This is a genomic window from Actinoallomurus rhizosphaericola (assembly GCF_024055675.1).
GTDB classification, from domain to species: domain Bacteria; phylum Actinomycetota; class Actinomycetes; order Streptosporangiales; family Streptosporangiaceae; genus Actinoallomurus; species Actinoallomurus soli.
Genome location: NZ_JAMXMW010000011.1, coordinates 1 through 23,281 on the forward strand (window position 1 = coordinate 1; position 23,281 = coordinate 23,281).

Annotated in this window: 18 protein-coding genes, 1 tRNA gene and 1 pseudogene; 15 read left to right on the plus strand and 5 right to left on the minus strand. The window is 73.0% G+C overall.

The features are described 5' to 3' along the window. From NE234_RS23620 to NE234_RS23635, 4 genes and pseudogenes are all read left to right on the plus strand, one after another. Window positions 1–796: pseudogene (locus tag NE234_RS23620) on the plus strand (hypothetical protein); the annotation flags it as partial. A 201-nt stretch (window positions 797–997) separates the two neighbouring features. Then, a complete protein-coding gene (locus tag NE234_RS23625) occupies window positions 998–2,233 on the plus strand; it encodes an NAD(P)/FAD-dependent oxidoreductase (protein ID WP_252782689.1) in 1,236 nt (411 codons plus the stop codon). Window positions 2,234–2,256: 23 nt separating this feature from the next. Continuing rightward, window positions 2,257–3,117, plus strand: coding sequence for an RNA polymerase sigma factor SigJ (gene sigJ / locus NE234_RS23630; protein ID WP_252782690.1), 861 nt, complete (start codon window positions 2,257–2,259; stop codon window positions 3,115–3,117). An 87-nt stretch (window positions 3,118–3,204) separates the two neighbouring features. Next, entirely contained in the window at window positions 3,205–3,645 is a 441-nt protein-coding gene (locus NE234_RS23635) for a carboxymuconolactone decarboxylase family protein (RefSeq protein WP_252782691.1), read from the plus strand. Window positions 3,646–3,699: 54 nt separating this feature from the next. Here NE234_RS23635 and NE234_RS23640 read toward each other — a convergent pair whose 3' ends face one another. Beyond that, window positions 3,700–4,968 (minus strand): ABC transporter ATP-binding protein, encoded by a 1,269-nt coding sequence (locus tag NE234_RS23640; protein WP_252782692.1) that lies wholly within the window; start codon window positions 4,966–4,968, stop codon window positions 3,700–3,702. A 316-nt stretch (window positions 4,969–5,284) separates the two neighbouring features. Here NE234_RS23640 and dnaG point away from each other — a divergent pair, with 316 nt between their 5' ends. From dnaG to NE234_RS23675, 7 genes are all read left to right on the plus strand, one after another. Further along, entirely contained in the window at window positions 5,285–7,171 is a 1,887-nt protein-coding gene (dnaG, locus tag NE234_RS23645) for a DNA primase (protein WP_252782693.1), read from the plus strand. Between the two features lie 71 nt (window positions 7,172–7,242). Continuing rightward, entirely contained in the window at window positions 7,243–8,385 is a 1,143-nt protein-coding gene (gene rpoD, locus NE234_RS23650; RefSeq protein ID WP_252783085.1) for an RNA polymerase sigma factor RpoD, read from the plus strand. 246 nt (window positions 8,386–8,631) lie between these two features. After that, a complete protein-coding gene (gene efeO / locus NE234_RS23655; RefSeq protein WP_252782694.1) occupies window positions 8,632–9,759 on the plus strand; it encodes an iron uptake system protein EfeO in 1,128 nt (375 codons plus the stop codon). Next, the gene (gene efeB / locus NE234_RS23660; protein WP_252782695.1) at window positions 9,756–10,985 is read left to right on the plus strand and encodes an iron uptake transporter deferrochelatase/peroxidase subunit; all 1,230 of its coding nucleotides are present in this window, start codon (window positions 9,756–9,758) and stop codon (window positions 10,983–10,985) included. The genes efeO and efeB overlap by 4 nt, the downstream gene beginning before the upstream one ends. A 162-nt stretch (window positions 10,986–11,147) precedes the next feature. After that, window positions 11,148–12,434, plus strand: a complete 1,287-nt coding sequence (locus NE234_RS23665; protein ID WP_252782696.1) for an MGH1-like glycoside hydrolase domain-containing protein — start codon at window positions 11,148–11,150, stop codon at window positions 12,432–12,434. Between the two features lie 11 nt (window positions 12,435–12,445). Next, window positions 12,446–12,910: a hypothetical protein gene (locus NE234_RS23670; RefSeq protein ID WP_252782697.1), complete on the plus strand. Its 465-nt coding sequence runs from the start codon at window positions 12,446–12,448 to the stop codon at window positions 12,908–12,910. Between the two features lie 112 nt (window positions 12,911–13,022). Continuing rightward, window positions 13,023–13,481, plus strand: coding sequence for a hypothetical protein (locus NE234_RS23675; protein ID WP_252782698.1), 459 nt, complete (start codon window positions 13,023–13,025; stop codon window positions 13,479–13,481). Between the two features lie 148 nt (window positions 13,482–13,629). Here the strand turns inward: NE234_RS23675 and NE234_RS23680 are convergent, their stop codons facing one another. Continuing rightward, window positions 13,630–13,953, minus strand: coding sequence for a YtxH domain-containing protein (locus tag NE234_RS23680; protein WP_252782699.1), 324 nt, complete (start codon window positions 13,951–13,953; stop codon window positions 13,630–13,632). Window positions 13,954–14,088: 135 nt separating this feature from the next. Here NE234_RS23680 and NE234_RS23685 point away from each other — a divergent pair. After that, window positions 14,089–14,164: transfer RNA gene (locus NE234_RS23685), tRNA-Asn, on the plus strand. Between the two features lie 147 nt (window positions 14,165–14,311). After that, window positions 14,312–14,818 (plus strand): hypothetical protein, encoded by a 507-nt coding sequence (locus NE234_RS23690; protein WP_252782700.1) that lies wholly within the window; start codon window positions 14,312–14,314, stop codon window positions 14,816–14,818. On the opposite strand, the gene NE234_RS23695 is transcribed toward NE234_RS23690, so the two are convergent. After that, window positions 14,772–17,873 (minus strand): AfsR/SARP family transcriptional regulator, encoded by a 3,102-nt coding sequence (locus tag NE234_RS23695; RefSeq protein ID WP_252782701.1) that lies wholly within the window; start codon window positions 17,871–17,873, stop codon window positions 14,772–14,774. The two genes, NE234_RS23690 and NE234_RS23695, sit on opposite strands and share 47 nt — an antisense overlap. 332 nt (window positions 17,874–18,205) lie before the next feature. On the opposite strand from NE234_RS23695, the gene sigE reads away from it, so the two are divergent. Continuing rightward, window positions 18,206–18,823, plus strand: a complete 618-nt coding sequence (gene sigE, locus NE234_RS23700; protein WP_252782702.1) for an RNA polymerase sigma factor SigE — start codon at window positions 18,206–18,208, stop codon at window positions 18,821–18,823. Window positions 18,824–18,844: 21 nt separating this feature from the next. On the opposite strand, the gene NE234_RS23705 is transcribed toward sigE, so the two are convergent. Both NE234_RS23705 and NE234_RS23710 read right to left on the minus strand, forming a co-directional pair. Further along, window positions 18,845–20,017, minus strand: a complete 1,173-nt coding sequence (locus NE234_RS23705) for a sulfite oxidase (RefSeq protein WP_252782703.1) — start codon at window positions 20,015–20,017, stop codon at window positions 18,845–18,847. A gap of 437 nt (window positions 20,018–20,454) precedes the next feature. Then, window positions 20,455–21,618 carry a MalY/PatB family protein gene (locus tag NE234_RS23710; RefSeq protein WP_252782704.1) on the minus strand — a complete coding sequence of 388 codons (1,164 nt, stop codon included), beginning with the start codon at window positions 21,616–21,618 and terminating at the stop codon, window positions 20,455–20,457. An 82-nt stretch (window positions 21,619–21,700) separates the two neighbouring features. Between NE234_RS23710 and NE234_RS23715 the strand changes: the two genes are divergently transcribed. Continuing rightward, entirely contained in the window at window positions 21,701–23,086 is a 1,386-nt protein-coding gene (locus NE234_RS23715) for an FAD-binding oxidoreductase (protein ID WP_252782705.1), read from the plus strand. Window positions 23,087–23,281 lie beyond the last annotated feature (195 nt).

The following is a 23,281-nucleotide window of genomic DNA, read 5'->3' on the forward strand; positions in this document are numbered from 1 at the left end:
TGGCCGCGGAGCGAGTGAGGAGGGCGAGCGACCCGTCAGCGGGAGCGAACCCGACGCAGCGAGTGGAGTGGGTGCCGAGGGACGAGGTGGCCGCGGAGCGAGTGAGGAGGGCGAGCGACCCGTCAGCACGAACGGCTCGCGGCTGTGCTTCGAGGCGCAGGTCATGGACTGGGCCGACGACGTCGCCTACTCCGTGCACGACCTGGAGGACGGCCTGCACGCCGGGCACATCCGGCTGGAGCGGCTGGCCGACCCGGCCGAGCGCCGGGCCGTCTGCGAGCTGACCGCCAGGCTCTACTGCGACGCGGAGATCGCCGAACTGGAGGAGCGGTTCACCGAGCTGCTCGCCGAGCCGTACTGGCCGCGCGCCTACGACGGCTCGCTGCGCGCCGCCGCGGCGCTGAAGAACCTCACGAGCGAGCTGATCGGCAGGTTCTGCCGGGCGGCCGAGCACGCCACGCACGACGCGTACGGCACCGGGCCCCTCACGAGGTACGCGGGCGACCTGGTCGTGCCGCGCGGACGGCGGCTGGAGTGCGCCGTGCTCAAGGGGATCGCGGCGCACTACGTGATGGGCCGCGCGGACCACGGCGCGCTGCAGGCCCGCCAGCGCGAGCTCATCGCCGAACTGGCCGACGCGATCGTGCGGGCGGCCCCCCGGGTCCTCGACCCGGTGTTCCGCGGGTTCTACGCCGAGGCCGCCGACGACCGCGCGCGGCTGCGCGTCGTCGTCGACCAGATCGCCTCCCTCACCGACACCTCGGCGCTCGCCTGGCACCGCGAGCTCCTCGGCTGACGGCCGCACACGACGCCGCGACCTCTCTCGGCCGGCCTCGCGGTGTACCGGGATCTCCCTCGGCCGGCGGTGCCGGTCGGCTTCGCGGTGTACCGGGGTCCCCTTCGGTCGGCGGTGCCGGTCGGCTTCGCGCGCCACGCCCCCTGACGCCGGTCGCGCGGAGGATACTGAGGTCACCCTGAGCCGACCGTGGAGGTACGCATGCCCGTCCCCGAGACCTACGTGATCGTCGGTGCGAGCCTGGCCGGCGCGAAGGCCGCCCAGACGCTGCGGGAGGAGGGCTTCACCGGGCGCGTGGTCCTCATCGGCGAGGAGAGCACGCGGCCGTACGAACGACCGCCGCTGACCAAGGGCTTCCTGTCCGGCAAGGACCCCTTCGACACGGCGTACGTCCACGAGGAGTCCTGGTACGCCGACAACGACGTGGAGCTGCGCCTCGGGGTCCGGGCGACCGGGATCGACCGCGCCGCCCACGAGGTCCGGCTCGCCGACGGCGAGCGCGTCGGCTACGACAAGCTGCTCATCACCACGGGCGCCTCCGCCCGGCGGCCCGCGGTTCCCGGCGCCGACCTCGACCACGTCCACTACGTACGGGACGCGTCCGACTCCGAGCGGCTGCGCGCGGCGCTCGAGTCCGGGAACCCGCGCGTCGTGGTGATCGGCGCCGGGTGGATCGGCCTGGAGACGGCCGCCGCCGCCCGCGGGTACGGCAACGAGGTACGGGTGGTCGCGCCGTCCACGCCGCTGCGCCGCTCGCTGGGCACGGAGCTCGGGGAGGTCTTCGCGGCCCTGCACCGCCGGCACGGCGTCGAGTTCGTCACGGGCGAGGTCGCCAAGATCACCGAGTCGTCCGTCGTCACCACCGACGGCGTGGAGACGCCCGCCGACGTCGTCATCGTCGGCGTGGGCGCGGTGCCGAACACCGCGCTTGCGGAGGAGGCGGGCCTGGAGGTGGACGACGGCATCGTCGTCGACGCGTCGCTGCGCACCTCGGACCCGGACGTCTACGCGGCCGGTGACGTCGCGAAGGCGGACCACCCGCTGCTGGGCCGGCGGATCCGGGTCGAGCACTGGGCGAACGCCCTCAACGGCGGTCCCGCCGCGGCGCGCTCGATGCTGGGGCGGCCGGTCGTGTACGACCGCGTCCCGTACTTCTACACGGACCAGTACGAGCTGGGCATGGAGGCCTCCGGCGCCTGGGTCGGCGCCTACGACCAGGTCGTGTACCGGGGGACCGACCCGGCGGCGTACGTCTCGGGCGACACCGGCGAGCTGGAGTTCGTCGCGTTCTGGCTGTCGGGAGGCAAGGTCGTCGGCGGCATGAACGTCAACGTCTGGGACGTCACCGGTGACATCCAGGCGCTGATCCGGTCGGGCCGCCCGGTGGACCCGGCGCGGCTGGCCGACCCGGCGGTACCCCTCGCCGAGCTCCTCTGAGCGCTCCCGGGTACGGTCGGCGCGTGACCGAGGAGGAGTGGGCGGAGCACCGGCCGGCGGTGTTCGGAGTGGCGTACCGGCTGCTCGGCAGCGTCGCCGACGCGGAGGACGTCGTCCAGGACGTCTGGCTGCGCGCGGCGGCCGCCGACCTGTCCGACGTGAAGGACCGGCGTGCGTGGCTGGTGACGGTCGCGGCGCGCCGGTCGTACGACGTCCTCCGCTCCGCCCGGGTCCGCCGGGAGACCTACGTCGGGCCCTGGCTGCCGGAGCCGCTGCTGACCGGCCCGGACGCCGCCCAGCCGGTGCTGGTGGACGAGTCGGTGAGCACCGCGATGCTCCTCGTGATGGAGGAGCTGACGCCGCCGGAGCGGGTCGCGTTCGTCCTGCACGACGTGTTCGAGGTGCCGTTCGGCGAGGTGGCGGGCGTGCTCGGGAACACCCCCGCCGCGAGCCGGCAGCTCGCCTCGCGCGCGCGCCGCCGGGTGGCCGCCGCCAAGGAGCGGCCACGCGCGAGCAGGCCCGAGCGGGAGCGCGTGCTCACCGCCTTCCGCGTCGCGTACGAGACCGGGGACCTGGAGGGGCTGGTGAGGCTCCTGCACCCGGACGCCGTCTACGTCACCGACGGCGGCGGCAAGGTCTCGGCGGCGCGGAAGCTCATCGTCGGCGGCCGTCGCGTGGCCGAGGTGCTGCAGCGCGTCCGCGGCCGCCACGCGCTCGGGCACGCGGTTCCCTGCGAGGTCGGCGGCGAGCCGGCCCTGGCGGTCTTCCGGGACGGTGTGGTCACGGTGATCGACACGTTCGAGTTCGGGGCCGACGGCCGGATCATGGCCGTCCGGCGGGTGCTCAATCCGGACAAGCTGGCGCACGTCACCCTGGCGCCCTGAGATTTCCTCCCGGGAACCCGTCACACCGGGCCGTGCCGTCTCGTCTCCTTGGCGTCAAGGAACCACCCACGGAGAAGGGTCGACACGATGTCGCGCTTGAACGTCGCCGCACTGGCGCCCGAGGTCTACAAGGCGTTCCTCCAGGCGGAGCAGGCGATCCGCAAGGGGCCGCTGAGCGCCACGATCCGCGAGCTCGTCAAGATCCGCGCCTCGCAGATGAACGGCTGCCTCTTCTGCATCGACATGCACACCCACGAGGCGCTCGAACTCGGCGAGAACCTGAACCGGATCATCCAGCTCCCCGCCTGGCGGGAGTCGCGGCTGTACACCGAGGAGGAGCGGGTCGCGCTGGCCTACGCCGAGGCCGCCACCCATGGGCCCGAGGCGGTCTCCGACGAGATCTGGAACGCGGTGACCGAGGCGTTCAAGGAAGAGGAGGCGGCGTTCCTCGTCGCCCAGGTCGCCCAGATCAACCTGTGGAACCGCGTCGCCGGGACCATGCACACCCCGCCCCCGAACCGGGACTGACGCCCTCCCGCCGGGCCGGCGCGCCGTCCACGGGGCGGCGCGCCACCGGGCCGCTCACCGGCGCACGGGGTCGACGCGGCGGCCGTCCTCACCGAACAGCAGCATGCGGTCCGTGTCGACGGCCAGCCGGACGACGTCGCCCGCCGACACGCCGGACCGCGATTCGAGCCGGAACACCACGTCCGACCGGCGGTGATGGCCGTCGTGCTGGACCGGCTGCGGCGTCGGCTCCTCGGCGAAGAGGCCGGCGGTCCGCAGGAGCCGCCGCAGCAGTCCCCGCCCGGCGCCGTGCTCCTGCTCCGGGCCGATCCACGCCGGATCGTTCCCGTACGGGGCCTCGGCGTCGACGTGCGGCAGGCCGGCCTCCGCGTAGGCGAGCCACTCGGAGCCGTGGAACTCCAGCGCCCGTACCCGGCCCGTGATCAGGCCGTCCGGCGCCGGCCGCAGGGCGTCGGCGCGGACGCCGACCGTGATGTACCTGCCGTGGTGCGCCACGAGCGACGGCGACCGGGGGTCGGTCCACGGCAGGACCAGCCGCTGGTTGCCGAGGCCGAGGATGATCCCCTCCTGCTGGTCCGCCCAGACGCCCGTCTTGATCAGGTTGATCGGCGGGGCGCTCAGGAACGCCGCCACGAACATGGTGGCGGGGTCGTCGTACACCTGCTGAGGGGTGCCGACGTCCTGGAGGACGCCCTGGCGCATGATCGCCAGCCGGTCCGCCAGCGTGAGCGCCTCGGTCTGGTCGTGGGTCACATACAGCGTCGTGACGCCGAGGGTGCGGACGAGGGCGCTGATCTCCATGCGGAGTTCGGTGCGCAGGCCCGCGTCCAGGTTCGACAGGGGCTCGTCCATCAGGAAGATGCCGGGTTCGCGGATCAGCGCGCGGCCCATCGCGACGCGCTGGCGCTGGCCGCCGGACAGGGTCGAGGGCAGGCGGTGCAGCGTCTCCTCGATGCCGAGTGCCCGCGACAGTTCGACGATGCGCTCGTGAGAGGCCGGGGAGTCGTCCCCGGAGATCTCCAGCGGGAACGAGATGTTGCCCCGGACGTCACGGTGCGGGTAGAGCGCGCCGTTCTGGAACACCATCGCCAGGTCGCGGTCGCGCGGCGGAAGGTCGTTGGCGTACTTGCCGCCCAGCCACAGCTCGCCGGAGGTGATGTCCTCCAGGCCCGCGACCATGCGCAGCAGGGTCGACTTGCCGCAGCCGGACGGGCCGAGGAGCACGAACAGCTCGCCGTCGGCTACGCGCAGGCTCATGTTCCGTACGGCGTGGAAACCGTCCGGGTAGACCTTGTTCACCGCGTCGAGGACGACTTCGGTCATCGTTCCACCTTGTGTCGCCGGCACGGCCCATGGCGGCCCTCCGTCGCTCGCGCGTGCTCGTCGCGGCCCCCGAACCACTCGATGCCGAGTGACGGCGGCATCCGCCACTGCCGCCGAAGTTGAGTAAGTACACCGCGTCATTCCGTGATTTGTCCAGAGTGCCGGCGCGCTTATCGATCAGGTTCTTTCAGCCCGTTCCGGGCCGTCCGGTACGGCGTGCGCGGCCGGGCCGGGATGGTCCGGATGCGGCCTGCGGTCCGGCCGGGGCTGTCCAGGTACGGCCTGTGGTGTCCGAGGCCCGGACTAGACTGCCGACGTGGCAGGCCGGATCCGCGATGAAGACATCGCCCTCGTACGCGAACGGTCGCCGATCGACGCGGTCGTGGGGGAGTACGTCCAGCTCCGCAACGCCGGCGGCGGCGCGCTCAAGGGCCTCTGTCCGTTCCATGACGAAAAATCGCCGTCTTTCAACGTTTCGAACGGAATGTTCTACTGCTTCGGCTGCGGCGAGGGCGGCGACGCGATCGGCTTCATCCAGAAGATCGAGCACCTGTCGTTCGCCGAGGCGATCGAGCGCCTGGCGGCGAAGGCCGGTGTACAGCTCCGCTACGCCGACAGCGGCTACGTCCCCGGACGGCAGAAGGGCGAGCGCACCCGGCTGCTGGAGGCGCACCGGGCGGCGGCGGAGTTCTTCGCCGAGCAGCTGCTCACCCCGGCGGCCGAGCTCGGCCGCCGCTTCCTGGCCGAGCGCGGCTTCGGCCGGGAGGACGCCGAGCGCTTCGGCGTCGGCTACGCGCCGAACGAGTGGGAGGCGCTCGTCCGGCACCTGCGCGGCCGGGGCTTCACCGACAAGGAGCTCGTCACGGGCGGGCTGGCCAGCCAGGGACGGCGCGGGCCGATCGACCGGTTCCGCGGTCGGCTGATCTGGCCGATCCGCGACCTCACCGGCGACGTCATCGGGTTCGGCGCGCGCCGGCTCGAGGAGCGCGACGACGGCCCCAAGTACCTCAACACCCCCGAGACGCCGCTGTTCAAGAAGGGCTCGGTGCTGTACGGCGCCGACCTGGCGAAGAAGGACATCGCCAAGCGGCGGCAGGCGGTGATCGTCGAGGGCTACACCGACGTCATGGCCTGCCACCTGGCGGGCGTCGGCACCGCGATCGCCACCTGCGGCACCTCCTTCGGCGACGAGCACATCAAGATCCTGCGCCGGCTGCTGCTCGACCAGGACGAGGCCAGCGGTGAGGTGATCTTCACCTTCGACGGCGACGCCGCGGGCCAGAAGGCCGCGCTGCGCGCCTTCGAGACCGAGCACCGGTTCGCCGCCCAGACGTTCGTCGCCGTGCAGCCGGACGGCCTGGACCCGTGCGACCTGCGGCTCCAGCACGGTGACGCGGCAGTGCGCGACCTGGTCGCCGCCCGGGTCCCGCTGTTCCGGTTCGCCATCCAGGCGACGATCGCCAGGTACGACCTCGACACCACCGAGGGCCGGCTCGCCGCGATCGACGCGGCCGCGCCGATCATCGCGGGGATCAGGGACCGGGGCATGCGCGAGCGCTACGCCATCGACCTGGACAAGTGGACCGGCTTCCTCGACGAGCAGTTCGTCCTCCGCCGGGTGCGCGAGCACGCCTCCGGCCGTCCGGGCGAGGGCCGGCGAGGCGACGCGCGCGGGCGGCGGCCCGAGCCGGCCCAGGGGCCGGCCCCGCAGCGCCCGGCGTACGACCCGAACGACCCGGTGGTCCAGGTCGAGCGCGAGACGCTGAAGCTCGCGGTGCAGCGGCCCGCGCTGCTCGGGCCGGCCTTCGACGCGATGCCCGCCGAGGCGCTGACCGTCCCGGGCCACACCGCGGTCCGGTCGCTGATCGCGGAGCTCGGCGGAGTGGCGAGCGCGCGGAGCGGCCCGGAATGGGCCGGGCGGCTGCGGGACGCCGCGCCGAACGACGAGGTCAGGGCCCTGGTCACCGCTCTCGCCGTGGAACCGTTGCGTTTCACCGGAGATCCGGATGACCGATATGCCGCCGCAATGCTGTCCAGATTGCAGGAGATCCAGGTCACGCGGGAGATCGCGAAACTGCAGTCCAAACTCGGACGGCTGAATCCGGTCGAGCACCGCGAGGAGCACAACCGCCTTTTCGGCGACCTGATGGCCCTTGAGCTGCAGAGAAAGGTGTTGCGGGAGCGAGCCATCAGTTCTCTGTGACTGCTGGGACGCAAAAATAGGTCCCCCGGAATACGGGCCCCTTGCCGCACACTGTCACCGTGGGCCCTTCGGTGCTGCCTAGCGAGACGCCATCGGTTGACCAGGTGGCGGACCTCGTCGCACGTGGCAGAGAACGTGGAATAACGGTGGACGACGTCGCCGCCGCGATCGATCGTTCCGACCTGCCGGCGGACTCGGCCGACCGGGTCGTCCGGATGCTCGCGGAGCAGGGGGTGGAGGTTCTCGAGTCCCCGAGCGGACACGAGGACTCAGCGCGAGCTGATGGCGATGACCTCGGGAGGCGGGCGCCGACTAGCGACCTGGTCCGGATCTACCTGCGCGAGATCGGACGCGTACCGCTGCTCACGGCAGAAGAAGAAGTAGAACTCGCGAAATCGATCGAGGCGGGCCTGTTCGCCGAGGAGAAGCTGGCCAAGGCGGCCATCATCGCTCCCGCCGAACGCTCCGACCTCGAACTGCTCGCCCATGACGGAGTACGGGCGAAGCAACGACTGATCGAGGCCAATCTGCGCCTGGTGGTGTCCATCGCCAAGCGTTACGTCGGCCGCGGAATGCTGTTCCTCGATCTGATCCAGGAGGGGAATCTCGGGCTGATCCGTGCGGTCGAGAAATTCGACTACACGAAGGGGTACAAGTTCTCCACCTACGCGACCTGGTGGATCCGCCAGGCGATCACACGGGCGATCGCCGACCAGGCCCGGACCATCCGGATTCCGGTCCACATGGTGGAGACCATCAACAAGCTGGTGCGCGTGCAGCGTCAACTCCACCAGGATCTCGGCAGGGAGCCGACTCCCGACGAGATCGGGGTGGAGATGGGCCTGCCGCCCGACCGGGTGGTCGAGATCCAGCGGGTCGCGCAGGAGCCGGTGTCCCTGCAGTCGCCGATCGGCGAGGAGGACTCCGACCTCGGTGACTTCATCGAGGACGCCGACGCCGTCGTTCCGATGGAGGCGGCGGCGTTCATCCTCCTGCAGGACCAGCTCGGCGGCATCCTGGGGTCGCTGTCGGACCGGGAGCAGCGGATCATCCAGCTGCGCTTCGGCCTGACGGACGGACATCCGCGGACCCTCGAGGAGGTCGGCCGGGAGTTCGGCGTGACGCGGGAGCGCATCCGGCAGATCGAGTCGAAGACCCTGGCGAAGCTGCGGCATCCGACGCGCGCGCAGATGCTCCGCGAGTACCTGGAGTGAGTTCTGCGGGCCGCCCTCTTCCGGCGGGCGGCCCGAACGGTCCCGAGCGGGGCCGGCGTGGTCACGCCGGCCCCGCTTCCGCTTCTCGGCGTGGCGATGTTCACAGGGCGCGGGCCCCGCTCGCGCTTGACGAAGTGAGGTTAGGTAAAGCTAAGTTAGGTACGCCTAAACAGGTGTGCCCGCCTTCGTCCGACCCGCCTTCGTCCGAAAGGGCGCCTGGCCGTCCTTCGCCTCGCTGGAGACCGCATGCGTCCTGTCCACGTGCTCGCCGCCGCGGGCGCCGCCCTCGTCTCGCTGTCCGCGCTCTCGGCGTGCGGGAAGAACGACGACGCGGCCGCCAAGGGCGGATCCGGCGCCATCGAGGTGACGGCCACCGACTCCTCCTGTGAGGTCGGTGCCAAGAGCACGTCGGCGGGAGCGGTGACGTTCAAGGTCACCAACAAGGGCTCGCAGGTGAACGAGCTGGAGATCCTCGCCCCCGACGGCAAGATCGTCAGCGAGCGCGAGAACATCGGGCCCGGCACCGGCGCCGAGGTCACCGTCCAGCTCTCCGCCGGCACGTACAAGGTCATGTGCAGCGCCGGGATGACGGGCAAGGGCCCCTCCCAGGCGCTCACCGTCACCGGCCAGGGCAAGGCGGTCGACCCGCGCCTGGACCAGGCCGTCGCCGCGTACCGGACCTACGTCGCCGCGCAGGTCGACGACACCCTGACCAAGGCGACGAAGTTCGCCGCCGCGGTCAAGGCGGGCGACGTCACGAAGGCCAAGGAGCTGTACGCCCCGTCCCGCGTGGGCTGGGAGCGGATCGAGCCGGTCGCCGAGTCCTTCGGCGACATCGACCCGAAGGTCGACCTGCGCGAGGCGGACCTCAAACAGGGCGACAAGTGGACCGGCTGGCACCAGATCGAGAAGGCGCTGTGGAAGACCGGCTCGCTCCAGGGCGAGGGCCCCTACGCCGACCAGCTCGTCAAGGACCTGCAGACGCTCAAGACCAAGGTCGGCACCGCCGCCATCACCCCCACCTCGATGGCCAACGGCGCCAAGGAGCTGCTCGACGAGGTCGCGACCGGCAAGGTCACCGGTGAGGAGGAGACGTTCTCCCACACCGACCTGGTCGACTTCAAGGCCAACGTCGACGGCGCCCAGAAGGTCTACGAGCTGCTCAAGGCCATCGTCAAGGAGCGGAACCCCGATCTCGCGACCACGCTCGACGACGAGTTCGCCAAGGTGCAGAAGATGCTCACCAAGTACGAGAAGGGCGACGGGTACGTCGCCTACGACACGGTCGGCGCCAAGGACCGCAAGGACCTGTCCGACGAGGTGAACGCGCTCGGCGAGCCGCTGTCGAAGCTCGCGGCGGTGGTGGCCAGGTGACGGCGGGCGTCAGCCGACGCCGGCTGCTCGGCTACTCCGGCGCGACGCTCGCGGCCGGTGCCGCCGCCGGCGCCGGTCTGGTCAGCGTCGCCCAGGCCGGTGCGGACCACGGCTCCGCCGACGACGCGGCCGTCCCCTTCCACGGCGCGCACCAGGCCGGGATCTCCACCCCCGTCCAGGACCGCCTGCACTTCGCGGCGTTCGACGTCATCACCGACGACCGCGACCGCCTGGTCCGGATGCTCAAGGAGTGGACCGCGGCCGCCGCCGCGTTCACCGGCGGCCACCCGTACGGCTCGGCCGCCGGCGGGCTGGGGGAGGCGCCGCCCGACGACACCGGCGAGGCGCTCGGCCTGCCCCCGGCGCGGCTGACCCTGACGATCGGGTTCGGCCCGACCCTGTTCGAGAAGGACGGCAAGGACCGGTTCGGGCTCAAGGCGAAACGGCCGGCCGCCCTGATCGACCTCCCGCACTTCCCCGGCGACGATCTCGACCCGGCCCGCAGCGGCGGCGACCTCTGCGTCCAGGCCTGCGCCGACGATCCGCAGGTCGCCGTGCACGCCATCCGCAACCTCGCCCGCATCGGGTTCGGCGTCGTCTCCGTGCGCTGGTCCCAGCTCGGCTTCGGCAAGACCTCCTCGACGACCCCGGACCGGCAGACGCCGCGGAACATGTTCGGGTTCAAGGACGGCACCCGCAACATCGCGGGCACCGACACCAAGGCGCTCGACGAGCACGTCTGGGCGTCCCCGGCCGACGGGCCGTCCTGGATGGCCGGCGGCTCGTACGTCGTCGCCCGGCGCATCCGCATGCACATCGAGACCTGGGACCGCACCTCGCTCCAGGAGCAGCAGGACACCTTCGGCCGGACCAAGGGGGAGGGCAACGCGTACGGCGCGAAGCGCGAACACGACCCGGTGCCGCTCGACAAGCTGCCCGCCGACTCGCACGTCCGGCTCGCCCACCCCGACGGCAACGGCGGGGTGCGCATCCTGCGGCGCGGCTACTCGTTCACGGACGGCACCGACGGGCTCGGCCGCCTCGACGCGGGCCTGTTCTTCATCGCCTTCCAGCGCGACCCGCGCAAGCAGTTCGTCCCGCTGCAGAGCAAACTGGCCGCCTCCGACCACATGAACGAGTACATCCAGCACGTCGGCTCGGGCATCTGGGCCTGCCCGCCCGGCGTCCGCAAGGGCGGCTACTGGGGCGACGGCCTGTTCTCCTGAGCCCGCCGCCCGAAAACCGCACCCCGGGCTCGCCGCCCGAAAACCGCACCCCGGGCTCGCCGCCTGAGACCGCACCCCGGGCTCGCCGCCTGAGCCGCGGTCCGGCGGAGATGGCCGAGGCCGGGCATCGCCGGGAGCGCCGCGGAGCCGTACGCTGGCTCAATGGGGCCACGGCTCACCGGCGACGAGACGGCCCTCTGGGTGGCCGCCGCCCGCGTGCTGGACGCGAACTGGACCGGCGCGGCCACGGTCCCGTGTCCGGGTCTGTACCCGCACCAGTGGAGCTGGGACTCCGCCTTCATCGGCATCGGCCTCGCCCACCACCGTCCCGACCGGGCCCGGACCGAGTTCCTGTCCCTGTTCCGGGGCCAGTGGGCGACCGGCCTGCTCCCGCACATCGTCTTCAGCGTCACCGAACCACGGGACGCCTACTTCCCCGGCCCCGAGCTGTGGCGCAGCTCCGCGCACTCCGCCGCACCGCGCGGCGTGCACACCTCCGCGCTCACCCAGCCGCCACTGCACGCCCTCGCGGTGCTGCGGATGGTGCAGGCGTCCGACGGCGCGGACCGGGGGTTCCTGACCCCGCTGTACCCCTGTCTCGTCGCCCAGCACGCCTACCTCGCGCGGGACCGTGACATCGGCGGAGGCGGGCTGGCGAGCCTCTGCCACCCGTGGGAGTCCGGGCTCGACGACAGCCCTGCGTGGGACCCGCCGCTGGCCCGGGTCGACCCGCGCGGCAGGACGTACAACGGGGGAGACCACGACCGGTACGTCACGCTGGTGAAGGGGATGCGGGCCGCCGGCTACCGCGCGGAATACCTCCGGGACGAGCATCCCTTCGTCGTCGAGGATCCGCTGTTCAACGCCGTCTACCTGGCCTCCACGCACGCGCTGGCCGAGCTGGCCGCCCTCGCCGGGGCCGACCCGCGCCCGCACCGGGAGGCCGCGGAGCGCATCCACGCCGCCCTCCTGGACCGCCTGTGGGACGAGTCGGCCGGCTGCTTCCGCGCCCGCGACCTGCGGACCGGGCGCCTGATCCCGGAGACGACCGTGGCCGGCTTCGCGCCGCTCATGGACCCGGAGCTGCCGGCGGCCGTCGTGCGCGTGCTGACCGACCTGCTGCTGTCGGCCCGCTTCGCGGGCGCGGCCGGGTACCCGGTCCCGACGTGCGACATCCAGTCGAGAGCGTTCGACCGCGGGGCCTACTGGCGCGGGCCGACCTGGATCAACATCAACTGGCTCCTGTGGTTCGGCGCCTCCGCCCAGGGCCTGGGCGGGATCGCGGACCTGCTGTTCGGCTCCACGGCCCGGCTGGTGCGCCAGTCCGGCTTCCGTGAGTTCTTCGACCCGTTCGACGGCAGCGGCCAGGGCGACCACGACTACAGCTGGTCGGCCGCGCTCCTGCTGGACCTGCTGGCCGCGCGCCGGGGCACCGGCCGGGCGCTGTAGCGTGACATGCCATGCGACTGACGTGGCGGAAGAAGGTGCCGGACGGCGTCGTCCTCGAGCGGGGCGAGCGCGTCCTGGCGATCGGTGGTGAGACGGTCGCGACCGACGCCGCCCTCTATCTCCCCGGAGCCGGCGAGGGCACCCGCCTGCCGTGGGAGCGCGTGGAGCAGGCCACCTGGCAGGAGGGCGTCCTGGTCGTACGGGAGGTCGGCGGCCGGCGGCACACCGTGCCGCTCTCCGAACCGGGATCGGTGCCCGAGGCCGTACGGGAGCGCGTCACCGCCACCGTCGTCGTCAGCACCTACGCCAAGCTCCCCGCCGGAGGGGTGCGGATCGTCGGCCGCCGCCCGCCGCGGGCGGACGGAGAGTTGCGCTGGTCGTTCGTCTTCGACCGTGGCCTCGACCCCGCCGATCCGGGCCTGCTGGCCCAGGCCGAGCAGGCCCTGGAGGAGATCCGCCGCCAGACGGGGCTGTGAGGGCCCACCGCCGCGTCAGGGCCTGTCTCAAAGCCGCGGCAGGAGGACAGCGGGGCTTTGAGACAGGCTCTAAGGTCGTCGGAGGTGTTCGGGCGGTGAGAGGGCGGGTGTGATGGCCGGGTACCACCCCGACGGATCTCGCGCGGGCGCCGCCGGGCGGCTGGTCCTCGGGCTGGTCTTCCTGGCCGCGACGGTGCTCGTGGCGAGCCTCGTCCTGCCGGACCTCGGGCCGAACCTGCGGGCGGCCCGTGGTGACGGCCGGCCCGGCGTGTTCACGGCCGAGCGGCTCGACTGCGCGAAACGGTGCCTGTGGTACGGCACGTTCCGTCCCGACGCGGGGAGCGGCTCCCGCGCGGACGTCTGGCTCGAGGGCGCCCGGCACGGCGACGTCGGGACGGGCGCGGCCGTTCCGGCGGTCGACACCGGAGCCTCACGGTACGTCTTCTCCGCCGGTGGCTCGCCGCACTGGGCGGGGATGATCGGCGGCTCGGCGCTGACGGTGGTGTTCGCCGCCGGGAGCCTCCATCTCGTCGTACGGGGCCTCCGCGGCCTGGTCCGTCGCCGCGGGTGATCCGGCGGCCGCCGGTCGAGACCGGGGTCCGCTCCGACGTGCTCGGTGCCGGCGGGCACGGTCGGCGTGTCGCGGTGCGCGTCGAAGAGTGTTCCGGAGACGAGCGCGCCCGGACCGGCCCTGCCGGCCCGGGCGCGTAATGGGACGGTCAGGTGATGTCGGCGGGCGTGCTGCCGGGAGGGGTGGCCTGGCCGGTCGAGTCGGCGGCGCCCGTGGTCGCGGAGGGCTCGCCCCGGCGCATGCCGGGGACCTTCTCGCTCATCGTCTGGACCTTGCCGCCGAACCTGCTCCGGGCCGACTCGGCGATCTCACCGGCCTGGGCGCGCAGCACGCCGGCGGCCTCCTGCACCCTGGGATTCTCGGCGACACGCCGGGACATCCGTTTGATCTGCTCGTAGCGCTCCTTGCCGGCGCGCGTTCCCAGTACGTACCCGGTCGCCGCTCCGGCGAGGAACACAGCGCGGTGTTTCATGGTCGTACTCCTCTGCTGAGTCGCCGTAGGACATACCCCGATGAGGACGGGCCAGTCGGCGAAACGAGCACGTGCGAAATGCGCTAACCTTATGCGCGATGGGGCGGCCAGTGGTCGGGGTGGCCTCTCGTGTGATCCCCCGTAGCTCAATTGGCAGAGCGTCCGGCTGTTAACCGGCAGGTTACTGGTTCGAGTCCAGTCGGGGGAGCCAGCCGAACGGGCCGGTCTCGACGAGACCGGCCCGTTCGCCGTCTCCGGGGTTCTCCGGACCCGTGGGTTCCGGGCGCACAAGCGATGTGCAAGCGGCGGTTGCGACGCTCTTCGACGCATGTCCCCCTCAACCCCTGGAGGTTGGCAGATGCGTCGTCCTTCCCGGCTCCGGCTGCGCGCCGGAGCCGCACTCGTCCCCGCCGCGTTCCTCATCGCCGCCGGCGTCCCGGCGACCGCCCACGCGGCGCCCGCCCGTACCGCGGCCGCCGCCGCCGTCTCCTCGGCCGGGCAGGTGTCGCCGCTCAGCGCCGGCGACGGCACCCCGGCCGGCGCGGTCCAGTGGATGAAGAACCACGTCGGCAGCACCGCCTGGCAGGGCTACTGCGAGAAGGCCGTGGAGAACGCCTACGGCACGACCGGAGTGTGGGCCTCGGCGATCGCCCACTGGAACGGCGCCCCGCACCACAGCGGCACCAAGCCTCCGGCCGGGTCCTTCGTCTACTGGAACATCAGCTCGTACGGGCACGTCGGCATCGCCGACGGCAACGGCGGCTTCTACTCGACGAGCATCAACGGCAAGATCGGGCACGCGTCGAGCGTCAGCTACTTCAGCCACTACCTCGGCTGGACGCCCGGGGCGGTCCCGCATCGGTGACGGTCACGGGGAGGGAGCCGTCGGCGGGGTCGGCTCCCTCACCGCGCACCGCCGCCAGCCGGGTACGGGTGCGCGCCTCCCACAGCGGCACGTCGAGCCGCCGGAAAAGGGCCAGGGCCTGCTCCAGGCACGCGACCGCCCGTACGGTGTCGCCGCTCGCGTGGGCGGCCTCGCCGAGGGCCCACAGCGTGGACGCCTCGCCGAACAGGTCGCCCTGCTCCCGGAAGGACGCGAGACAGCGGTCCAGGAGGTCGGCCCCGGCCCGCGCGTGCCCCTCGGCCGTCAGCGCCATCGCCAGCAGGCGCAGCGACCTCATCTCGGCGAGACCGTCGCCGAACCGCCGGAACAGCCCGATCGCGCGCGTCGCGTGCCGGCGCGCGGCCGTGAGGTCCGTACGGGAGTGGTAGTGTGTCGCGGCCAGGAAACGCAGGACGTGCGCCTCCCCGTACTCGTCGCCCGCCGAGCGGAACGTCGTCAGCGCCCGGTCCAGGTGGGCGAGTGCGGCGGCCGGGTCGCCCCGGTCGCGGTGGACCAGCCCCAGGTTGAGCAGCCCGTTGGCCCGCCCCGTCAGGTCACCGTGCCGGTCGGCGATCTCCAGGGCCTCCTGGAAGCAGGAGAACGCCTCGTCCAGCCGGTCGCAGATGTGGTGGACGTCACCGAGCGCGCCCAGGGCCCGTGCCGCGCGGACCGGCGCGCCGAGCCGCCGGCTGCCGGTGACGGCGGCGGACAGGTGCGCGGCGGCGTCCCGGTAGCGGTCCTGGGCGGTGGCGAGGAGGCCGAGACCGTAGCGCATCGCCGTCTCTCCCCACCGGTCGTCACAGGCCCGGGCGGCCGCCAGGGCGACCTCGTGGGTGCCGCGCCAGTCGTCCCAGTACCCCCGCAGGTCGAGAAAGCTCAGCAGCGAGGCGGCCAGCCGCCAGGACGGCTCGGCCGCCCCGGCGGACGCCGCGCGGTGCACGGCCGTGGTCAGCGTCTGGCGGTTGGCCTCGAACCACGCGAGCGGCTCCGCCGGCGCCGCCACGGCCGGCGCGGTCGGATCTGATGCGCGAAAACGCAGCACGGCCTGGCTTGAATCCGGGCCGGACGCCCGGGGGTCGGCCCGGCGAGGCTCGGCCTGCTGCGGGTCGGCCTGCTGCGGGTCGGCCTGCTGCGGGTCGGCCTGGCGCGGGCCGGGCGTTCGCGGGTCGGGGAGGCGGAGCCGGCGGCTCGGCAGGGCGTCGTCGGCCGCCTCGGCCAGGTCCAGCAGAGCCCACAGCACCCGGGAGACGGCCGCGTCCCGTACCTCCGGTGGTTCGGAATCGAGGGCCTGCTCGCGGGCGAACAGCCGGACCAGGTCATGGCAGCGGTAGTGCGGCCCGTCGGGGCCGTCCGCGCGGCCGGGGTCCAGCAGGCGGGCGTCGACGAGCGCGTCGATGACGTCCTCGGCCTCGGCGACCGGCCGGTCGAGGAGGGCGGCGACCATCCAGGGCGTGACCTCGGGCAGGTCGAGCAGCCCGATCAGGTGGAACGGCCGCCGGTGCGCGGGCTCCAGGGCGTCCTGGCTCAGCGCGATGCTGGACCGCACCTCCAGGTCCCCGGCCGCCAGGCGGTCGAGCCGCCGGTGCTCGTCCGCGAGCTGGTCGGCCAGCCGCTCCAGGGGCCACTCGGGACGCCCGGCCAGCCGCGCCGCGGCGATCCGTACCGCCAGCGGCAGGTGCCCGCACTGGGCGACGAGCGTGCGCGCGCGGTCCTGTTCCGCCAGGGTCCGCTGCCGGCCGATCACCCCGGCCAGCAGGTCGACCGCCTCATCCGGCGCGAGCACGTCCAGGTCGATCAGCTCGGCGTACTCCAGTCCGATGAGCCGGGCCCGGCTGGTGATGAACGCCGCGCAGCCCGGCGTACCGGGGATCAGGGGCCGTACCTGCGCCTCGTCGACGGCGTTGTCGAGGACGAGCAGGACGCGGCGGCCCGCCAGCCGGTCGCGCAGCAGGGCCGCGCGATCGTCCACGCCGCCCTTGATCCGGCCGCCCCACACGCCGAGCAGGCGCAGGAACCGGTCCAGGGCCACCGCCGGACCCATCGGATGCCCGGTCGTGCCGCCGAGGTCGACGTGGATCCGCCCGTCGGGGTACCGCTCGGCGAGCCGGTGGGCGGCGTGCACGACGAGCGAGGTCTTCCCGACTCCGGCCATGCCCGCGACGGCGCACACGGCGGGGCCGGCGTCCGTGGGCGGGTGGGCGAGCAGCCGCGCCAACTCGGCCTGGCGGCCGACGAAGTGCGGGACGTCGGGCGGCAGCGCGCAGGGGCTGTGCTCCACCCGTGGCGCCGGATCCAGGTCGGGATCGGCGGTCAGCACGGCCTGTTCCAGTCGCTGCAGCCGTGGCCCCGGCTCGATCCCGAGCTCTCGGGAGAGGACGGCCCGCGTGTTCCGGTACGCCTCCAGGGCGTCCGCCCGGCGGCCCGCCCGGTAGAGCGCGAGCATCAGCTGGGCGCGGAACTCCTCCCGGTACGGATGGGCCGCGACGAGCGCCGTCAGCTCGCCGATCAGTTCGAGGTGCCGCCCGAGGCGGAGGTCCGCGTCGACGCGCCGCTCGATGGCGCTCGCCCGCAGCTCGGCCAGCCGGCCGGCCTCCTCCCTCCGGAGGGCGTCGGAGCCGACGTCCGCGAGGGGCTCACCGCGCCACAGCGCGAGGGCCTCGCGCAGCAGTTCGGCCTCCGCGGCCGTGTCGCCGCCCGCCGCCGCACGGGCCGCGTCATCGAGCAGGCGCGTGAAGCGGTGCGCGTCGATCCGGTCGGGGTCGACGCGCAGCAGGTATCCCGCCGGCTCGGTGCGGATGGCCAGGCCGGGGACGGACGCCAGGGCGCGGCGGACCCGCAGGACGTATCCCTGGAGGGTGAGCCGCGCGCTCGCCGGCGGATCGTCCCCCCACACCAGCGCGGCGAGTTCGTCGGTCGGCACGACCCGGTTGGCGCGCAGGACCAAAGCGGTGAGCACCGCGCGCTGCTTGGGCGCGTCGATCGGCACCCGTCGTTCGCCGTCGATCAACTCGAACGGACCGAGAATGCGAATCTCCATCGCCGCTCCCGGGGCGGCCGGCGGGGGACGCCGCCCGCGCCCAGGATGACCGACCCGGCGAAGTTGATCAAGACGGTCCGCTGGGCCGGTTCCTCCCCCCTGAGGATGAGGAGGCCCTCCCCGTCTCCGCCGCGCGGCCGACACCGGAACGCGCGTACACCCATCTGGGGGGCGACGTCGTACGGGCGCCGGACTGCCATGCTGGACAGCGTCGGAGGAAGGGCGGGCCGGAGGGCCGCGGAAGGAGCGATCCCATGGCGGACTTCTCTTACACCGTTCTTACCCCCGACGGGACAGACTTTGACCGCGAACAGTGATATCGGGGGTGACTGGTGAAGGGTGACACGGTGGCGTGGACGCCGCCCAGCTGGGACGACATCGTGCGTGAGCACTCCGCGCGTGTCTACCGCCTCGCCTACCGGCTGACCGGGAACCAGCACGACGCCGAGGACCTCACGCAGGAGGTCTTCGTGCGCGTGTTCCGTTCGCTGTCGAACTACACGCCGGGGACGTTCGAGGGGTGGTTGCACCGCATCACCACGAACCTGTTCCTCGACATGGTCCGCCGTCGGCAGCGCATCCGGTTCGAAGGCCTCGCCGATGACGCGGCCGAGCGGCTGCGGGGCCGCGAGCCGAGCCCCGCGCAGGCGTACGAGGACCGGCACTTCGACGACGACATCCAGACGGCCCTGGACGCCCTCGCGCCGGAGTACCGCGCCGCCGTGGTGCTGTGCGACATCGAGGGACTGTCGTATGAGGAGATCGCCGCGACCCTCGGCGTGAAGATGGGCACGGTTCGCAGCCGCATCCACCGCGGTCGCGCCCAGCTCCGCGACGCGCTCGCCCACCGGGCCCCGGACCCGAAGGTGTCCGAGGAGCGCGCCGCCCGCCGCAAGCCGCGCCGGAGCGCGGGCCGCATGCGCACCAACCCGGCCTGGACGACCCCCTGACCGACCGGCGCGGACCGATCCTCAGATCACCGTGACCGGATGACGCGCGACGGCCCCGAACAGGTAGCCGAACGTGTTGTACGGCGCGACGTCCGGCTGCGCGGTTCCGGTGCGGTCGGTGGCCCGCGCCAGCAGCTCGTACGATCCCGGGCCCGGCGGGCGCCAGGAGATCTCCCAGCGGACCCAGCCGAGGGAGTCGCGGTGCCCATGAGGCGTGGCCTGCCGCCAGACACGGCCGCCGTCGGTGCTGACCTCGACCTGGCGTACGGCCCCTTCGCCGGACCATGAGCGGCCGTGCAGCCGGATCGTGCGCCCGGCGTCGAGCCGCGCGTCCCACGGCAGCTCGAAAGCGCTCTTGAGCACCTGCCGCGTCAGCGGGGCGCTGCCCTCCGGCGGATAGCCGGGGCCGAACATCCGGTAGTAGATGGTGTTCCAGGGGGAGGACAGCGGCGTCTCGGAGACCTCGATGTCGCCGACCCACTTGATCGAGGCGATGCCCACCCAGCCGGGCACCACGAGGCGGACCGGGAATCCATGGTCCGGGGGCAGCGGCCGGCCGTTCATCTCGTAGGCCAGGATGACGTCGTCGAGGGCCTTGGCGACCGGCAGCGGCCTGCGCACCCGCCCGAGGTTCTGTCCGCCGTCGACGAAGTCGGGGTCGAGGCCGCGCGGCATCACGTCCACGGCGCGGTGGGTCAGCCCGGCGCGTTCGAGAACGTGGGCGAGGGGCACCCCGCGCCAGCGGGCGACGCCGACGCCGCCCAGCCGCCACGGCGTGCCCGAGACGGTCTGGTGCTGCTGCGTCGTGTAGAGGCTCCGGCCGTTCCCGGTGCACTCGATGAACGCGTCGATGGTCCGGGCCGGCATCCCGAGCAGGTCCTCGTAGGAGAACGCGACCGGCCGGCCGAGGGTGGGGGAGCCGCGCAGGCCGCTCCCGAACAGGCGGAGCCGCCACGTCCGCACGTCGATCGAGGGGGTGCGGGTGTGGTTGCGGACGAAGAAGCGGTCGGTCGGCGTGAGGTAGCCCTGCCCGCGCATCGCCTCCCAGCGCATCTCGGCGTTCGTGCCGTACACGATGAACAGCTCGGGCGGCAGTGGCTTGACGATCGGCCCGTCGTCGGCGCGGGCGGTGCCGGTGGCCGTGGCGGTGGCCGTGGCGGCCATCGCCGAGCCCAGGCCCAGCCCGGCGGACATGCGAAGAATCGTGCGTCGTGACGGCAGACAGTCGCCTTCTCCGATTACGCCCATGCGCGGCTCCGTTCTCCGATGTTTCCGACCAAGATAGTCAAGAAATCGGATGGGCTCCAGTGCCCGGGCCGTTGCGAGACGGTCGCGATCCCGGTCACCCCGAGGCGCGGCCGCGGCGCCCGCTCAGGCCACACGGTCACCCGGCCGACCCCGCGCCCGCCTCGTCCCGCGCCGGTCTCATCCTGCGCCGTGTCGTCGCGCGCCCGTTTTCGTCGCGCGTTGGCGTCGTCCGGCGCCGGCCTCGTCCCGCGCCGGCCTCGTCCCGCGCCCGCGTCATCGCGGGCCGCCTCAGCGCGCGCGGGCCACGTTTCTTGCCCGCCTCAGCGCGCGCCGGCCACGTCCGGTGCCCGCGTCATCGTGCGCCGCCTCGTCCGGCGCTCGCGTCACCGCGTGCCCGTCCCGTCGAGGGCGGCCGCCATCCGCCGTACGGCCTCGGTGACGCGGTCCGGCGCCGTGCCGAAGTTGAGCCGGGCGAAGCCCCGGCCCACCTCGCCGAACGTCGGACCGGGCGACAGCGCGACCTTGCCGTGCCGCAGGAAGGCCTTGGCGGGGTCGTCGCCGAGACCCAGCGAGCGACAGTCCAGCCAGGCCAGGTACGTGGCCTGAGGCGGCCGGTAGCCGACGCCGGGCAGGTGGGCGGCCAGCAGGTCGCCGAGGAGCCGGCGGTTCAGGTCGAGCCCGGCGAGCAGGTCGGCGAGCCACGGACGGCCGTGGGTGAAGGCCGCCTCCGCGGCGATCACGCCGAACAGGCCCGCGCTCTCGCTCACCTCCTCATGGATCGCGGCGACGTCGGCGCGGGCGTCGGGCCCCGCGACGGCCAGGGCCGCCTTCAGACCGGCGAGGTTCCACGCCTTCGACGCCGAGGCGAGCACGATGGAGCGGGCGGCGGCCGGGGCGTCCAGCGAGGCGAACGGAACGTGCCGCGCGCCCGGATGGGTCAGCGGCGCGTGGATCTCGTCGGCCATGATCCGCACGTCGTACCGGTCGGCGAGATCCGCCACGGCCAGCAACTCGTCGCGGGTGAAGACCCGGCCGGTCGGATTGTGCGGGCTGCACAGCAGGTACGCCCGCGCCCCCGCGGCGAAGTCGCTCTCGAGCCGGTCCAGGTCGATCCGGTATCCGTCCGGGCCGCCGATCAGCGGGTTGGGGACGACCTGGCGGCCGATCCGCTCCAGCCAGTAGAAGAACGGCGGATATCCGGGGGAGTTGACCACGATCCGGTCGCCGGGCGCGGTGATGATCTCCAGGACCTCCTTGATCCCGGACATCACGTCGGGCACCAGGCGCATCGCGTCCGGCTCGGGACGCCAGCCGTAGCGGTCGGCTGCGAAGTCCGCGAACGCCTCCGGCAGCCGGCCCGCGATCGCGTATCCGGTGTCGCCCCGGGCGATCGCCCTGGTGAGCGCCTCGGCGACGGGCTCGGCGAGCGGAGTGTCCATCTCCGCCACCCACATGGGCAGCACGTCGGACGGGTACTCACGCCACTTGACGCTGCGCCGTTCGCGCAGATCGGTCAGCTCGTACGCGGTGAGGGGATTCGCGGGCATGGCACCACCTTCGCTCTCGGTCGTCATCGTCAGTCTGCCCGTCGCCGTTCCCAGAGATCACGCCGGGCGTAGGGTGCGGCATATGACGGCGATTCCGGACGAACTGGCGGTGGAGCTGGACCGGGCACTTCCCGACGGCAGGGTGGTCCGCGACCCGGACGTGGTGGCGTCCTACGCGCACGATGAGGCGGAGTGGGCGCCGTACGGCAGGCCCATCGCGGTCGTACGGCCCCGGGAGACCGCTGAGGTCCGCGAGGTCGTCGCCCGGTGCGCGCGGCTCGGCGTGCCGGTGGTCGCGCGCGGAGCCGGCACCGGCCTGTCCGGCGGCGCCAACGCGATCGACGGCTGCGTCGTGCTGGCGTTCGAGGCGATGAACCGGATCCTCCGGATCGACCCGGACGAGCGGATCGCGGTCGTCCAGCCCGGCGTCGTCAACGACGACCTGCGCAGGGCCTGCGCCGAGCACGGCCTCTGGTACCCGCCGGACCCGGCGAGCGCGCCGTGGTCGACCATCGGCGGCAACGTCGCCACGAACGCGGGCGGGCTGTGCTGCGTGAAGTACGGCGTGACGCGGGACTACGTCCTCGGGCTCGAGGCCGTCGTCGGACGCGGCGACGTCGTACGGCTGGGCCGGCGCACCGCGAAGGGCGTGGCCGGGTACGACCTGACGGGTCTCATGGTCGGCTCGGAGGGCACCCTCGGCGTCATCACCGAGATCACCGTACGGCTCCGGGGCGCCCGCGCGGCCGAGCGCACGATCGTGGGGTACTTCGACTCGCTGGTGGCGGCGGGGGAGGCGGTCAGCGCCGTGACCGCGGCGGGAGTGGTGCCCAGCGCGCTCGAACTGATCGACCGGCACTGCCTGCGCGCCGTCGACGAATGGCGGCACATGGGACTGGCCGACGAGGGCGACGTGCTCCTGCTCGGCCGCACCGACAGCCCCGGTCAGGCGGGTGAGGAGGAGGCCGACGCCATCCTGGCGTGCTTCGCGGCCGCGGGTGCCACGTGGAGCGCGCGCTCCACCGATCCGGAGGAGGCGGAGGCGCTGTTCGCGGCCCGCCGCCTCGCGTACCCGGCGGTCGAGCGGCTCGGTCCGGTCCTCACCGAGGACGTCTGTGTGCCGCGCATGCTGGTGCCGGAGATGCTCGGCCGGATCGAACGGATCGCCGCCGAGCACGACATCCGCATCGCGAACGTCGCGCACGCCGGGGACGGCAACCTCCATCCGTTGATGATCACGTCGCCGGACGACGACGCCGCGCGGGAGCGCGCCCAGGCCGCGTTCGAGCGGATCGTCGACGAGGCGATCGCGCTGGGCGGAACCGTGACGGGCGAGCACGGCGTCGGCCTGCTGAAGCGCCGTGGTATGGCCGAGGAGATCGGGCCGGCCGTGATCGGGATGCACCGCGCGATCAAGCAGGCCCTCGACCCGGCCGGCATCTTCAATCCGGGCAAGATCTTCACCTGAGCCGTTCGCGGGCGACCCGGAGCAAGGGCCCTCGCGCGTGCAACAGGCCCGGGGACACCCTGGAGGGCAGCCGGGATCGGGATGATCGGCCCGGCTTTGAGCTCGTGCCACGCGGCGTTCCCCGAGCGTTATGCCCACCCCGGCCCTCAGACCGGCAACGGAAATCCTCGCCGCCACTTTGACGCGACAATCCGG

Bases quoted from the DNA above. Each gene is read 5' to 3' on its own strand.
- NE234_RS23705 (WP_252782703.1), bottom strand. From the start codon at position 20,017: ATGTCCGCCGGGCTGGGCCTGGGCTCGGCGATGGCCGCCACGGCCACC.
- efeO (WP_252782694.1), top strand. From the start codon at position 8,632: ATGCGTCCTGTCCACGTGCTCGCCGCCGCGGGCGCCGCCCTCGTCTCG.
- NE234_RS23695 (WP_252782701.1), bottom strand. From the start codon at position 17,873: ATGGAGATTCGCATTCTCGGTCCGTTCGAGTTGATCGACGGCGAACGA.
- NE234_RS23690 (WP_252782700.1), top strand. From the start codon at position 14,312: ATGCGTCGTCCTTCCCGGCTCCGGCTGCGCGCCGGAGCCGCACTCGTC.
- NE234_RS23680 (WP_252782699.1), bottom strand. From the start codon at position 13,953: ATGAAACACCGCGCTGTGTTCCTCGCCGGAGCGGCGACCGGGTACGTA.
- NE234_RS23715 (WP_252782705.1), top strand. From the start codon at position 21,701: ATGACGGCGATTCCGGACGAACTGGCGGTGGAGCTGGACCGGGCACTT.
- NE234_RS23665 (WP_252782696.1), top strand. From the start codon at position 11,148: ATGGGGCCACGGCTCACCGGCGACGAGACGGCCCTCTGGGTGGCCGCC.
- NE234_RS23670 (WP_252782697.1), top strand. From the start codon at position 12,446: ATGCGACTGACGTGGCGGAAGAAGGTGCCGGACGGCGTCGTCCTCGAG.
- NE234_RS23640 (WP_252782692.1), bottom strand. From the start codon at position 4,968: ATGACCGAAGTCGTCCTCGACGCGGTGAACAAGGTCTACCCGGACGGT.
- NE234_RS23635 (WP_252782691.1), top strand. From the start codon at position 3,205: ATGTCGCGCTTGAACGTCGCCGCACTGGCGCCCGAGGTCTACAAGGCG.
- NE234_RS23625 (WP_252782689.1), top strand. From the start codon at position 998: ATGCCCGTCCCCGAGACCTACGTGATCGTCGGTGCGAGCCTGGCCGGC.
- NE234_RS23710 (WP_252782704.1), bottom strand. From the start codon at position 21,618: ATGCCCGCGAATCCCCTCACCGCGTACGAGCTGACCGATCTGCGCGAA.
- NE234_RS23675 (WP_252782698.1), top strand. From the start codon at position 13,023: ATGGCCGGGTACCACCCCGACGGATCTCGCGCGGGCGCCGCCGGGCGG.